Origin of the sequence: Sphingorhabdus sp. EL138 (assembly GCF_945862485.1) — a bacterium.
Taxonomy (GTDB): domain Bacteria; phylum Pseudomonadota; class Alphaproteobacteria; order Sphingomonadales; family Sphingomonadaceae; genus Sphingorhabdus_B.
On sequence record NZ_CAMAYF010000011.1, the window covers coordinates 25,338 to 39,805 of the forward strand.

The following is a 14,468-nucleotide window of genomic DNA, read 5'->3' on the forward strand; positions in this document are numbered from 1 at the left end:
TTCTTCGTGCCGAGGTGAGGCCTTGTGACCCAATATGCTGGACCTGCACGGCGCACCGCCCTATCACGCGGCCCATATGGAGAATGCGATGACTGAAACGACACCCTTTGTGCGCCCCGATGTGGCCTTATTCCTGCAATTTCTAAATGCGGTTCCCGGTCCTAAATTTTGGGAGGTTTCCGCAGATGAAGCGCGCGCGATCACGTCGGCGATGCGCGATGTCGCCGATGCGCCCGTGGGTGAACTTGCAGTAATCCGCGATATCAACATTCCCGGCCCCGCAGGAACCATCCCCGCACGGGTTTATGACAGCCGCGCCGATCGTGGCCCTGGCCCGGTCATGGTGTTTTACCATGGCGGCGGCTTCGTGATTGGCAGCCTATATACTTACGAGCCTTATTGCGCCGAAGTCGCGCGTTTGCTCGACCTGCCCGTCATTTCCATCGATTACCGTCTATCGCCGGAACATCCCTTCCCCGCCCCTGCGGAAGATTGCGAAGCTGCAACGCGCTGGATCGCGTCAAGCCCTGCCGAATTGGGCCTAAAGGTTACCGGCCTCATCACGTCGGGCGATAGCGCGGGCGGCAACCTGACGATTGTGACAAGCATGGCCCTGCGCGATAAGCCCGCAGCTGTTCCCGTGCTGGTGCAGTTTCCCATTTACCCGGTCGTCACGCTTGACCCCGATTGGCCAAGCATGCGCGATTTTGCCAATGGCTATTTGCTGACGGAAGAAGCCATGGCCTATTTCGGCGAAGGCCATGCAGCGGTTGCGGGTGACTATCGCTCGGAACCACTAAACTTCCCCCAAGAAGGCATGCCGCCCAGCCTTGTGACTACCGCCAGCCTAGACCCTTTGCGCGATCAGGGTCTTGCTTATGTGGAAAAGCTTAAACAGGCCGGCGTTCATGTTCAGCACATCAGCGTCGATGGCAATATTCACGGCCATATCAACATTCGCCAAGCCATTCCTTCGGTTCAAACGGATGTTGAGGGCTATATCAGGGCTTTGAAAATCATGCTCGCTGAAGTAACGCCTGCGGCATGACCGCTATTTTTGAAGATCTGCCTTACCGCCCTTGCGCGGGCATCATGCTTGCCAATATGCAAGGCAAAATATTCGTGGGGCAACGCATGGACGAGCCCAATGGAACCGACGCATGGCAGATGCCGCAGGGCGGTATTGACGATGGCGAAGAGGCCGAGGCCGCAGCGTTACGCGAATTGTTCGAAGAAACCGGCGTCCGCGCGGACTTGGTAGACATTCTCGCCCGCAGCAAAGAAGAACATTTTTATGATTTACCCGAAGACATGATTGGGCGGATCTGGAAAGGCAAATATCGCGGACAGCGGCAAATCTGGTTTTTGATGCGTTTCAAAGGCACCGATGCCGACATCAATATTGAAACTGAGCATCAGGAATTCAATCGCTGGCAATGGGTGGATGCCCCCCGTTTACCGCAACTTATCGTGCCTTTTAAAAAGCGGCTATATGAGAATATTGTCGCTGAATTTTCCGACCTGATATAAACGGCCTAGGGTTTAAACGGGTGGGTTAAACAACCCATCAAAAGTGTCACGGTTTATCCAATCAAAGCTATAATTGGCATAAAATAGAGCAAACAAAGCAGCCGAGAGCAGCGTCGTTCGCAGCAATATTTTCCGGGGCTGAAAATTTCCTGGCGCACTGTCCGCTTGGCCGGGCGTCTTTGGAAGTCCAAGTTCTTCATGCGTGCGCACGCCAATGGGCAAAATGACGAAAGCGGTCATTACCCAAAATAGCAAATAAATGGCAATAATCGAGGTCCAGGTCATGCGGTCTCCACTATCAAAACATCCACAATTGGTTTCTTACCCGTCCAGCTTACTGCCACACGGCGCACAGCCAAACGCACAGTTTCGCGCAACTTGTCATATTCACCACGATGGTCCTTCACGGCTTTCACAGCAGCGGCAGTGGCTTCTTCCAGAAAATCATCAAGATCTTCCTCAATCGGCACACCATGCAACCGGATCTCCGGATTGCCTAGCATCCGGTCTTTGGCATCCAGCGCGAAGGCGACCGAAATCAGGCCGTACCATGACAGGCGGCGGCGTTCGTTCAACGTGGCACCATCGGCCGCGATAATGGTATCTCCATCAAGGATCAAACGGCCAGTGCGTTCCTTGCCAATGATTTTTGGCTCTCCAGGCGCAAGGCGCACGACGTCGCCGTTAGACTGCACTACGGCCTTTGGCACACCGTGAGCACGCGCAAACCGCGCCTGTTCCGCCATGTGCCGGCGCTCGCCATGCACGGGAATAAGAATTTCGGGCCGGATCCAATTATAGAGCGCGGCAAGTTCCGGTTGCCCCGGATGGCCGGACACATGCACATGCGCTTGCTTTTCGGTAACCGTCAGGATGTTCCGTTCGGCAAGCTTGTTCATGATCACGCCAATAGCGATTTCATTACCCGGTATCTGCTTCGACGAGAAAATAACCGTGTCGCCTGCTTCCAGCTTTACTGGGTGATTACCCTCGGATATGCGCGCCAAAGCCGCACGCGCTTCACCCTGCCCGCCAGTGGCAACCACGATAACGTCGTGACGTGGGAGGCTATCAACGCTCTCCATATTCACCGTCTTTGGCATATCTTTCAAATAGCCATTGGCCTGCGCGGCTTCAATAATCCTGTGGAGCGAGCGCCCTGCAAAACATAAGGTGCGACCGCTTTCGCGCGCGACCTCACTTAAGGTCTGCAACCGCGCTGCGTTGGAGGCAAAGGTTGTGACAACGACCCTGCCCTTGGCAGCCTTCACGGACTTGAGCAGATCATCCTTCACGCTGCCTTCGCTACCGCTGGTTTCTGGATTGAACACGTTGGTAGAGTCACACACCATCGCCAACACTTTGCTGTCGCCAATCGCAGTCAGAGTTTCTTGGGTCGATGGTGTGCCCAATACAGGGCTAGGGTCCAGTTTCCAGTCACCCGTGTGGAAAATCTTTCCGTAAGGTGTTGTGATGAGGCAGGCACTCATCTCAAGGATAGAATGCGCTAAGGTGACGAATTTGAAGTCGAACGGCCCCAAGGAAAACGCACCTTCCATCGGGATTACGTTCAACTCTACAATGTCGGCGATGCCTTCTTCTTCCAGCTTGCCCCGGATGAGGGTCGCCGTAAAGGGTGTGGCATACAATGGCACGCCCAAATCGGCGGCAAAATAGGCTACGGCGCCAATATGATCTTCATGGCCATGGGTCAGAACGATGCCCAGCAAATCATCCTTGCGCTTTTCAATAAATTCCAGATCCGGCAGGACAAGGTCAATTCCTGGATATTCCGAGTTCGCAAATGTCAGGCCCAAGTCAACCATCACCCATTTGCCCTGACAACCGTATAAATTGACGTTCATTCCGATTTCGTTGGACCCACCAAGGGCAAGGAAAAGCAGTTCATTTTTTGGGGTCGTCATGAGTTAATGTCTCTATTCCTGTATAAATGCGCCAGCCCCCGCAGCGTCAAATCGGGCTCTACCCGGTCAAATAAATGGCCATGTTGCTGAAATAAGATGGCCAAACCACCGGTCGCAATGACCGACACCGGTTCGCCAATTTCAGCTTTCATTCGTGCGAGGATCCCTTCGATCATCGCTACATAGCCCCAATAGATGCCAATCTGCATTTGTCCAACAGTCGTTGTGCCAATAACGCTTTCATTTGGCGGTGGTTCGATTGCAATTCGCGGCAACATGGCGGCTGCGGCATATAATGCATCGAGCGACAGGTTAACGCCCGGCGCGATGCTGCCCCCCCGATAGGAACCATCTGGCCCAATATAATCAAAGGTTGTTGCTGTGCCAAAGCTGATGACGACCTTGTGCCCTTCGGCCAAGGACTGCGCGGCAATAGCATTCACCGCGCGATCCGCGCCAACGGCGTGCGGTTCTGCCACACGTAATGGAATACCCCAACCAACGCTTCCGCGCCCCGCAACTAGCGACTCAGTTCCAAAATAGCGTGTCGCGAGCAACTGCAAATTGTGCAAAGCGCGCGGAACGACCGTGGCAATAATGACCGCTTTGATATCATTGCGGCGAAAGCCGGCCATCTGAATCAATTGGTCCAACCATACCGCATATTCATCGGCGGTGCGCCGCGCATCGGTCGCAATGCGCCATCGTTGCAATATTTCGCCAGCGTCATTCACCAATGCAAATTTTACATTGCTATTACCTGTATCAATCGCGAGCAGCATAGCCCACCCCTGCTAAATTAGAAAAACATCGGCAGCGTGAATGGCACGAATTGAACCATCCGCCAAGCGAAGCCGCAACGCACCATCATCATCAAGACCAGTGTACAGACCGTTCACTTCCTCACCATCAGGTAGTTTGGCCGACAAGGCTGTGCCGCGTGGATGGGCGTGCGCGTCCCAATGCCGGACGATGGTGCCCAAACCCGACAGCCGCCAGACATTAAGATAGCGGGCGAAAGCCTCGGCCACGACCTCCACTGCCGTTTGCGCATCGGGCGGCGCTGCGCCAAGCGTAAAAAGGTCAGACACCTTCCGGTCCAGATTGTGCGGGTGCCAGACGAGGTTAAGACCAATGCCCACAACAACGGCATCCGCTGCGCGCTCCAACAATATGCCGCATAATTTTGAACCATCATGCGCCAATATGTCATTGGGCCATTTGAGGCGGATATCGACTTGGGGCGCCATATGTCGAACGGCATCATATGCGGCCACGGCAGTTACAAAAGCGAGACCAGCGGGCGAAGGGTCTGTATCGCGCAAACGGACAATCGTGCTAGCAAACAGATTACCCTTTGGGCTTTCCCAACTGCGGCCAAGTCGCCCACGCCCGCCATCTTGCGCATCGGCGCGAAGCCATAGCCCCTCCGGTGCGCCTTGTGCCGCCCGCAATAAGAGATCCGCGTTCGTTGAACCGGTGAGCGCGACTTCTTCAAAAATGGGTGTCAGAAGAGCGCCCTCGCGGCATAAGCTGTCCAAATGCCAAGCGCAGGTATCGCAAAATAGCCCAATGGCGAGTTCGCTGCGGCCAGCACGCCGCCGGTCCAGGCGAGAACCTTATCGTCGTTCTCGACAATGACATCTGCCGCATCATCAAAATACATGACCTTGACGACCTTCAGATAATAAAATGTACCAATCACTGATGCTGTGATGCCGATGACGGCGAGAGGCAAAAGCCCGGCAGCCACTGCGGCGTTAAACACCACGAGCTTGCCCCAGAAACCGAACAATGGTGGAATACCGGCAAGGCTGAGCATGAAAATCAACAAAGCAGCGGCCAGCGCAGGACGCGTCTTGGACAGACCAGCGATATCAGCAAATTCTTCGCGATAGCCGCCATCCTTATCCTTCAACTGCATTAGGCAGACAAAGCTGCCTAAGGTCATGGCAACATAGATGACCAAATACACCAGCATGGCAGAAATGCCCTGCTCCGTTCCGGTGGCAAGGCCGATCAGAATGAAGCCAACATTGTTGATCGAGCTATACGCCATTAGGCGTTTCAGATTTTGCTGACCAATAGCGCCTACTGCACCGATGATGATCGACATCAATGCAACCGCGATAATGATTTGCTGCCATACCAATATTTGCGAGCCAAATGCCTCAAGCACGATACGGATCGTCAACGCAATCGCAGCAACCTTTGGCGCGCTTGCGAAGAATGCAGTGACGGGTGTCGGCGCACCTTCATAAACATCCGGCGTCCACATGTGGAAGGGCGCTGCGCTAATTTTGAAGGCCAGACCCGAGAGGATGAACACAATACCGAAGATTAGGCCAAGGCCGACTTCCGCATCCATAGCCGCGCCAATTGCCGCAAAACTTGTGGATCCAGCAAAGCCATAGACCAACGACGCACCGAATAACAGCATGCCGCTGGCCAGCGCACCAAGGACGAAATATTTAAGCCCGGCTTCGGCTGAACGCCCGTCGGAGCGCACAAAACTTGCAAGGACATAAGCGGACAAGCTCTGCAGCTCTAAACCAATATAGAGAGAAATTAGGTCGGTTGCCGACACCATCACGCCCATGCCGATGCAGGACAAGAGGATAAGCACCGGATATTCGGCGCGCATGGCACCCGCATTTTCCAAGAAGCGTGGCGCAATCATCAGCGAGATCGTCGCCGCGATGAAGATCAGTATCTTGGAGAAATTGCCGAATGCATCATTGACCAAAAGACCATCAAAAGCGGATAGATTGGTGCCTTTCATCATAAAGTTGATGACGAATGCCCCGGCGGCACTGAGTGCAGCAACGGCCAATATGCTGATTAAGCGCCCGGCCTGCTCACGCCAAGCAGCCAAAAGCAGCAAAGCGAGCGCAGAGAAGCTCAAAATGATTTCCGGACGAACCAGAGAGAGAGAAGCGTTCAGTTCCATTATCAATGGCTCCCCTCAGCCATATTTTTTTCCGGACTATGCACAACGCGATACCGCGCGGTGGTTGGGTCGACTAATTTCAGCTTGCTGTCGCCCACAGGGGCAGCGCGTTCAATGCGCGCGACAATCGTTGCCACGTCGCGGCGAATGGGTGCCAGGAATGTCTCAGGATATACGCCCATCCACAACACCACGACAGCAATAGGCGCGAGAAGCCACATTTCACGGCCATTGATGTCCGACATCGCAGCGGCATCGGCATTGACCTGCGGCCCAAATGCAATGCGGCGATAGAGATACAGCATATAGCCAGCGCCCAATATAATCCCCGTGGTCGCAATGAATGTGGCCCAAGTGGAAACCTTATACGCGCCAGCAAGACTCAAAAATTCACCCACAAACCCGCTGGTGCCAGGCAAGCCTACGCTTGCCATGGTAAACAGCATAAAGAGTAAGGCATATTTAGGCATATTGACGCTGATGCCACCATAACGGCTAATCTCACGCGTATGCAGGCGGTCGTAGATGACACCCACGCACAAGAAGAGCGCGCCCGAAACGAGGCCATGGCTCAACATCACAATGATCGCACCTTCAATACCTTGTTGGTTGAAGGTGAAGAGGCCAACGGTCACAATCGCCATATGCGCGACCGAGGAATAGGCTATCAGCTTTTTCATATCCTGCTGCACCAAGGCAACAAGCGATGTGTAGACCACCGCGACCATCGACAGACCAAAGACCAACGGAATGAAGTCAGCGCTCGCCTCCGGGAACATCGGCAAGGAGAAGCGCAAGAAGCCGTAGCCTCCCATTTTCAGAAGCACACCTGCCAATATCACGGAACCTGCGGTCGGTGCCTGAACGTGGGCATCAGGCAACCATGTATGCACGGGCCACATAGGCATTTTCACCGCAAAAGATGCGAAGAATGCAAACCACAGCCATTTCTGCGCTTCTGCAGGGAAATCTGTGTTCAGCAATGTTGGGATATCAGCGGTGCCCGCAAATTGGATCATCCACAGCATCGCAATCAGCATCACAAGCGAGCCAAGCAAGGTATAGAGGAAAAATTTGTACGACGCGTAGATGCGGTCCTGCCCACCCCAGATGCCGATGATGAGATACATTGGGATTAGGCCAGCTTCAAAGAAGATGTAGAACAGCAGCAAATCCTGCGCCGCGAAAACACCAATCATCAGCGTTTCCATCAACAAAAACGCCGCCATATACTCGCCGACGCGTTTCTGGATGGATGTCCAGCTTGCACCAATACAAATGGGCATCAGGAATACCGACAGCATGATCAATGTCAGCGAAATGCCGTCAATGCCAAGCCGCCAGCCAATGGGCCCGAACAAAGTCGCGCTTTCGGTAAACTGCCACTGCGCACCCGCCGGATCGTAGCTTATCCATAGCCACACACCAAGAACAAGGTTCAACAATGTCGCCGACAGCGCAATGATGCGTGCAAGCTCTGCGCGTACAAACAGGCACAATGCCGCTGCGACCACCGGAATGGCCAACATGATCGAAAGGACAGGAATATCTGCGGCGTTCATTATGCTCTCACCATCATCCAGCTCACCGCGATGACTAAGCCAAGAAGCATCACAAGCGCATATGTGTAAAGATAACCCGACTGCATCCGTACAGCCAATTTGCTACCGAAGGACACCAAGGCCGCCGAACCATTGGGCCCAAAACGGTCAATGATGCCGATATCACCTTGTTTCCAGAACAGACGTCCGAACCAGAATGCAGTACGCACGAACAAGAAGTTATAGAGCTCGTCAAAATACCATTTGTTCAGGAAGAAACGGTAAATTGGCGCAAAGGTCGTCGCCAAACGCTGTGGTGCATCTTTCGACAACTGGTACATGACATAGGCAGTCGTCAGACCAATAAGCATAGCCGCCGTAGACGACAATTTTACCCACAACGGCACTTCATGCATGGCATGCATCAAATGGGTGTTGAAATAGAGCGTACTGTTTGCCCAAAACGCCGCGCCGACCTCTGCATCAATAAACGCGTTGTGGAACACAAATCCTGCAAAAACCGCACCGATGGTCAGCAAGGCCAAAGGCGTCAGCATTGACCATGGGCTTTCATGTGGATGATAGCCCGCCGTTCCGTCACTTTTCGGATCATGCCCATGTGCGTCATGGTCATGATCATCATGATCGTGCATCGCGTGTTGAATATGCTCCGACTGTTCCCAACGCGGCTTTCCAAAAAAGGTCAGTAACATTAGGCGCCAGCTGTAGAAGCTCGTCAGAAGCGCTGCGAGGACGCCAATACCGAAGCCGTACATATGGAAGGTAGATTCACTCGCGAACGCGGCTTCGATAATCGCATCTTTGGAATAGAAACCAGCAAAACCGCCAACGCCCAATATGCCAACGCCGGTAATCGCAAGCGTGCCAGCCATCATCGCCCAAAATGTCAGCGGGATATGTTTCCGCAGGCCGCCATAATAACGCATATCCTGTTCATGATGCATGGCATGGATGACTGAGCCCGCGCCCAAGAACAGCAGTGCCTTAAAAAATGCATGCGTGAACAGATGAAACATCGCCGCGCCATAAGCGCCGGTGCCTGCCGCAAAGAACATATAGCCCAATTGCGAACAGGTGGAATAAGCGATGACGCGTTTGATATCGGTCTGCACAAGACCAACCGTCGCGGCAAAAATCGCAGTCGTCGCGCCCACGATCGTAACGACATCGAGCGCAAATTGGCTGGTTTCAAAAAAGGGCGACAAACGGCACACCATGAACACGCCAGCGGTCACCATGGTCGCTGCATGGATCAGCGCCGAAACGGGGGTTGGCCCCTCCATCGCGTCAGGCAACCATGTGTGCAAGCCAAGCTGCGCCGATTTACCCATCGCACCAATAAACAGCAATATGCACAGCAAGCTCATCGTATCCACACGAAGGCCCAAAAAGCCAATGCTTGAACCGACCTTATCCGGTGCGGCAGCAAGAATTTCGGGAATCGAGACGGTACCAAACAACCAGAATATGCCAAAAATGCCGAGCATGAAGCCGAGGTCGCCGACGCGGTTGACCACAAAAGCCTTGATAGCTGCCGCGTTCGCGCTGGGTTTCTTGTACCAGAAACCAATGAGCAAATAAGACGCGAGGCCAACGCCTTCCCATCCGAAGAACATTTGCACCAGATTGTTGGCGGTGACCAACATCAACATCGCAAAGGTAAAAAGCGATAGATACGCAAAAAAGCGCGGCTGATCAGGATCTTCCTCCATATAGCCCCAGCTATAAAGATGGACGAGCGCCGAAACGCTGGTGATGACCACAAGCATGACCGCGGTCAGCGCATCAACACGCAATTCCCAGTCAAAAGTCAGATCGCCCGACTGCACCCATGTCATTACGGGTTGGACATAAGCGGTTTCACTGCCGTTCAGAAAACCGATGAAAATCGGCCAGCTTAGGAATGCAGCAATAAACAGGCCTGCGGTTGTAATCGTCTTCGCCGCCAAAGCGCCAATAAAGCGCTGCCCCAGGCCCGCAACAAGCGCAGCCAGAAGCGGCAGGAAAACAATGAAATGGATTGCAGTCACTGGATGTTACCCCTTCATCCGGTTGACGTCATCAACGGCTATGGTGCCACGGCCGCGGAAATAGATAACCAATATCGCAAGACCAATCGCGGCCTCACCTGCGGCCACGGTCAACACAAACATGGCGAAAATTTGCCCAGTCAAGTCGCCTAAAAAAACGCTGAACGCGACGAGATTGATGTTCACCGCAAGCAGTATGAGCTCAATCGCCATCAGGATGATGATGACATTCTTGCGATTCAGGAAAATGCCAAGCACACCCATCACAAACAATATGCTGCTAACCACTAGATAATGTTCGATACCAATCACAGCTCAATCCCCTGCCCGACGGGCTGATTAACATTGCGCGTCGCGTCTTGCGGACGGCGTTGAACCTGGCTGCTGATATTCTGGCCACGCGTACCATGGCTGCGGCGATGCGTCAGAACGATTGCGCCAACCATTGCGACCAACAGGATCAAGCCAGCCGTTTCGAACAAAAACACATATTTGCTATACAGCAAGGCGCCAATGGCCTCGATATTAGGCACCGTCGCCGATATGGTAGCACCGCCAGCCTCTGCTGTGCCAAGCTTCACGGCACCAGCCTGATACGCGCCGATGCCCAACACCAATTCAGCCACCAAAACCACCGCGAGCAACAAACCAAGCGGTACGTTTTTGACGAAACCCGCACGTAATTCGGCAAAATCAATATCAAGCATCATAACGACGAACAGGAACAACACTGCGACCGCGCCGACATAGACAATGACCAGCAACATCGCGATGAATTCTGCACCTATTAGCACCATAAGGCCTGCCGCGTTGAAGAAGGCGACAATCAACCACAGTACGCTGTGCACCGGATTGCGCGCAAAAATGACCATCGCGGCAGACGCGATGACGATGGTTGCGAAGATATAGAAAGAGACAAGTTGGATCACGATGGGTCGCCCTTAACGATAGGGTGCATCAGCGGCAAGGTTCGCGGCAATGGCCCGTTCCCATTTAGCGCCGTTGTCGAGGAGCTTGGCCTTATCATAGAGCAATTCCTCCCGCGTCTCTGTTGCGAACTCGAGGTTCGGACCTTCGACAATCGCATCAACGGGGCATGCTTCTTGGCAGAAGCCACAGTAAATGCATTTGGTCATATCGATGTCATAGCGCGTGGTCCGACGGCTACCGTCGTCGCGTGGCTCGGACTCAATGGTAATTGCCAAAGCCGGACACACCGCCTCACATAATTTGCACGCAATGCAGCGTTCTTCCCCATTGGGATAACGGCGCAACGCATGCTCACCCCGAAAACGTGGAGAAAGCGGGTTCTTTTCGAAAGGATAATTGATCGTTGCCTTTGGCTTGAAGAAATATTTCAAGGTCAACCAATGCGCGGTTACGAATTCCCACAAAGTGAAGGTTTTGATGAGATGGGCGATAGTGGTCATGCGAAATGTCCTGTGAACATAAGATAGCCGCTCACCAAAAAGACCCAGAAGAGCGAGATTGGTAGGAATACTTTCCAGCCCAAACGCATCAATTGGTCATAACGGTAACGCGGTACAGTCGCCTTTACCCATGCAAAGATGAAGAACATCAGCAGGATTTTGACAAAGAACCAGATAATGCCTGGAACGGCGTACAATGGTGCCCAATCAACGGGTGGCAAATATCCGCCCCAGAACAGAATCACGTTCAACGCGCACATTAACAGGACGTTGGCATATTCGCCCAGCCAGAACAAAGCGAAGGCCATGGAGGAATATTCGGTCTGATAACCGGCAACCAATTCGCTTTCCGCTTCGGTCAAATCGAAAGGCGCGCGTGCAGTTTCTGCCATTGAGCTGATGAGGAACATCACCGCAATCGGGAACAACAAGGGGTTAAAGGCATAGGCATTGATGAAGCCAAAAATGTGGCTGCGCTGCCCCTCGACAATGCCGCCAACATTGAAGGTGCCAGCCCAAAGGACGACGCAAATTAGGATGAAGCCAATGGAAACTTCATAAGAAATCATCTGCGCCGCGGCGCGCATCGCCGAGTAAAATGGATATTTGGAGTTGGATGCCCATCCCGCAATAACCACGCCGTAAACGCCAAGGCTGCTGATCGCGAGGATGTAGAGCAAGCCGACATTAATATTCGACAGCACCACACCATCGGCGAAGGGAATGACCGCCCAAGCCATCAATGCAACGGTGAAGGTGATAATCGGCGCGATCAGGAACAAGCCGCGATTCGATGCACTTGGGATGATCGTTTCTTGCAAGAACACCTTCAAACCATCGGCAAAAGATTGCAACACGCCGAAGGGTCCAACGACATTAGGTCCGCGCCGCAGTGCAAAAGCTGCCCATAATTTACGTTCCGCATAAATGATGAGCGCCACGGCCAACATGAGTGGCAACGCGATAAGCAGTATCCCCGCGATTGTTGCTGTGAACCATGCGCCTTCGTAACTCATGCCAAGGGTTTGGAAGAAGGATGTCATTCCGCCGCCTCCAAATATTGTGTGCCATGCACCAGTTCCGCCGAGCACTTTTGCATCGTTTCGGACGCGCGGCAAATGGCGTTGGTCAGGTAAAAATCCTTAATCGGATAATCGACAATCTTGCCGCTGACATCCGATGGCAGCGATGGTTCTGACCAACCATAATCCGCCAGCCCTTCAACACCCAAAGCAGGTACAGCCTTCGCCATTTCGGCGCGCAACGCGTCGAGGCTGTCAAACGGCAGGCGCTTGCCCAGCACATCTGACAAAGCCCGGAAAATGGCCCAATCTTCGCGCGCATCTCCTGGCGGGAACACCGCGCGCTCGCCACGTTGAACGCGGCCTTCCAAGTTTACGTAAGTCCCCGACTTTTCGCTATAAGCTGCACCCGGCAAGATGACATCAGCATGATGCGCGCCCTTATCGCCATGGTGGCCGACATAGACTTTGAAACTGCCAGCGAACAGGCTGTAATCCACCTCGTCCGCACCAAGGAAAAATGCTAGCTTGGGCTGCGCCGCAGCGAGCTTCTTTATGCCACCATCATGCGCATAACCGAGCATCAGCCCGCCCATACGGGCAGCCGCGAAATGCAGGACGTTGAAACCGTTCCAATCGTCACGCACCAGCTTAAATTTCTTGGCCAAAGCCAATGCCGCGCCGTGGACGCCAGCATAACGCAGCGCACCGCCACCGACGATAATCGCCGGACGTTCAGCCGTCTTCAAAGCGTCGGCTAGAGCCTTGGGCGCCTTGGTTAACGCACTCAGGTCATCACCGAGCCATTCGACCTTATAGGTAAGGTCGGTCATGGGTCCGATAGCGAACACCTTTGCCTTGCGCTTGCGAATGGCTTTTTGAATGCGGGTGTTCACCAACGGTGCCTCACGCCGCAAATCGCTTCCGATCAATAGGATCACGTCGGCATTTTCGATACCCGTAATAGTAGTGTTGAAATTCACCGCAGACAGCGACGAAGTGTCGTATGCAAGGCCCGTCTGACGGCCCTCCAACATCGACGTGCCAGCCAATTCGCGCGCAGCAAACATGGTTTCGCAATCGACCTGATCACCCGCCAATACCGCCGCTGCGCCGTTCCAATGCGCCTTGATCGCATCAAAGGCTTCAGCCCATTCTGCAGCGACCAGCTTCCCATCCTTGCGGATGTAGGGCTTGTCCAAACGGCGATGCGTCAGGCCGTCAACGGCATGGCGCGTTTTATCCGACGCCCATTCTTCGTTCACATCGTCATTAATACGCGGCAAGGCGCGCAGCACGGCCCTGCCCCGGCTGTCGAGACGGATGTTGGTGCCCACGGCATCCATGACGTCGATGCTTGGGGTCTTTTTCAACTCCCACGGACGCGCCTCAAATGCATAAGGCTTGGCGGTCAATGCACCCACAGGGCACAGGTCAACGACATTGCCCGAAAGCTCGCTTTGCATAGCGTGCTCTAAATAGGTCGTGATCTGCATATTTTCGCCGCGACCAATCGCGCCAACTTCTTCTATGCCGGCTACTTCTTCCGCAAAACGGACACAGCGTGTGCACTGAATGCAACGCGTCATCGCTGTTTTCACCAGCGGCCCCATATATTTTTCCGTGACCGCGCGCTTGTTTTCCTCAAACCGCGAAGCACCGCGACCATAGGCCACGCTTTGGTCCTGCAAGTCGCATTCGCCGCCTTGGTCGCAAATCGGGCAATCGAGCGGGTGGTTGATGAGCAAAAACTCCATCACGCCTTCACGCGCCTTTTTCACCATTGGCGTATCAGTGCGGATGATCTGACCTTCTGTGGCTGGCAAAGCGCAAGATGCCTGCGGCTTTGGCGGCCCTGGGGCAACCTCAACCAAACACATCCGGCAATTGCCCGCGATAGACAGCCGTTCGTGATAGCAAAAGCGCGGAATTTCCTTCCCCGCCATTTCGCACGCCTGAAGGACGGTTGCGCCCTGCGGGACTTCAAGTTCTAATCCGTCTACGGTAACTTTAGGCATG

Annotated in this window: 14 protein-coding genes; 2 read left to right on the plus strand and 12 right to left on the minus strand. The window is 53.8% G+C overall.

Annotated features, from left to right (window positions below; translation table 11 throughout):
* Positions 1–88: 88 nt before the first annotated feature.
* On the plus strand, positions 89–1,048 hold the full coding sequence (locus Q0O33_RS06355) for an alpha/beta hydrolase (RefSeq protein WP_295497425.1): 960 nt from the start codon (positions 89–91) through the stop codon (positions 1,046–1,048).
* Positions 1,045–1,530: an RNA pyrophosphohydrolase gene (locus Q0O33_RS06360; protein WP_295497427.1), complete on the plus strand. Its 486-nt coding sequence runs from the start codon at positions 1,045–1,047 to the stop codon at positions 1,528–1,530. Before Q0O33_RS06355 ends, Q0O33_RS06360 begins: the two co-directional genes overlap by 4 nt.
* A gap of 12 nt (positions 1,531–1,542) precedes the next feature.
* Here Q0O33_RS06360 and Q0O33_RS06365 read toward each other — a convergent pair whose 3' ends face one another.
* From Q0O33_RS06365 to nuoG, 12 genes are read right to left on the minus strand one after another with little or no spacing between them, the layout of a single operon-like run.
* Positions 1,543–1,815: a DUF1467 family protein gene (locus Q0O33_RS06365; protein ID WP_295497429.1), complete on the minus strand. Its 273-nt coding sequence runs from the start codon at positions 1,813–1,815 to the stop codon at positions 1,543–1,545.
* A complete protein-coding gene (locus tag Q0O33_RS06370) occupies positions 1,812–3,455 on the minus strand; it encodes a ribonuclease J (RefSeq protein WP_295497431.1) in 1,644 nt (547 codons plus the stop codon). The genes Q0O33_RS06365 and Q0O33_RS06370 overlap by 4 nt, the downstream gene beginning before the upstream one ends.
* A complete protein-coding gene (locus Q0O33_RS06375; RefSeq protein ID WP_295497432.1) occupies positions 3,452–4,237 on the minus strand; it encodes a type III pantothenate kinase in 786 nt (261 codons plus the stop codon). The genes Q0O33_RS06370 and Q0O33_RS06375 overlap by 4 nt, the downstream gene beginning before the upstream one ends.
* Before the next feature lie 12 nt (positions 4,238–4,249).
* Positions 4,250–4,957 (minus strand): biotin--[acetyl-CoA-carboxylase] ligase, encoded by a 708-nt coding sequence (locus Q0O33_RS06380; RefSeq protein ID WP_295497490.1) that lies wholly within the window; start codon positions 4,955–4,957, stop codon positions 4,250–4,252.
* Between the two features lie 5 nt (positions 4,958–4,962).
* The gene (gene nuoN, locus Q0O33_RS06385) at positions 4,963–6,405 is read right to left on the minus strand and encodes an NADH-quinone oxidoreductase subunit NuoN (protein WP_295497433.1); all 1,443 of its coding nucleotides are present in this window, start codon (positions 6,403–6,405) and stop codon (positions 4,963–4,965) included.
* 2 nt (positions 6,406–6,407) lie between these two features.
* Positions 6,408–7,967: an NADH-quinone oxidoreductase subunit M gene (locus tag Q0O33_RS06390; RefSeq protein WP_295497434.1), complete on the minus strand. Its 1,560-nt coding sequence runs from the start codon at positions 7,965–7,967 to the stop codon at positions 6,408–6,410.
* Positions 7,967–9,997, minus strand: a complete 2,031-nt coding sequence (nuoL, locus tag Q0O33_RS06395; RefSeq protein WP_295497435.1) for an NADH-quinone oxidoreductase subunit L — start codon at positions 9,995–9,997, stop codon at positions 7,967–7,969. The genes Q0O33_RS06390 and nuoL overlap by 1 nt, the downstream gene beginning before the upstream one ends.
* Positions 9,998–10,003: 6 nt before the next feature.
* Complete coding sequence (nuoK, locus tag Q0O33_RS06400; protein WP_125230259.1) at positions 10,004–10,309, minus strand: NADH-quinone oxidoreductase subunit NuoK; 306 nt, start codon at positions 10,307–10,309, stop codon at positions 10,004–10,006.
* On the minus strand, positions 10,306–10,926 hold the full coding sequence (locus Q0O33_RS06405) for an NADH-quinone oxidoreductase subunit J (RefSeq protein ID WP_295497436.1): 621 nt from the start codon (positions 10,924–10,926) through the stop codon (positions 10,306–10,308). The genes nuoK and Q0O33_RS06405 overlap by 4 nt, the downstream gene beginning before the upstream one ends.
* A 12-nt stretch (positions 10,927–10,938) precedes the next feature.
* Entirely contained in the window at positions 10,939–11,427 is a 489-nt protein-coding gene (gene nuoI, locus Q0O33_RS06410) for an NADH-quinone oxidoreductase subunit NuoI (RefSeq protein WP_295497437.1), read from the minus strand.
* The gene (gene nuoH, locus Q0O33_RS06415) at positions 11,424–12,470 is read right to left on the minus strand and encodes an NADH-quinone oxidoreductase subunit NuoH (RefSeq protein ID WP_295497438.1); all 1,047 of its coding nucleotides are present in this window, start codon (positions 12,468–12,470) and stop codon (positions 11,424–11,426) included. Before nuoH ends, nuoI begins: the two co-directional genes overlap by 4 nt.
* Entirely contained in the window at positions 12,467–14,467 is a 2,001-nt protein-coding gene (nuoG, locus tag Q0O33_RS06420) for an NADH-quinone oxidoreductase subunit NuoG (protein ID WP_295497439.1), read from the minus strand. The genes nuoH and nuoG overlap by 4 nt, the downstream gene beginning before the upstream one ends.
* Position 14,468: the final 1 nt, after the last annotated feature.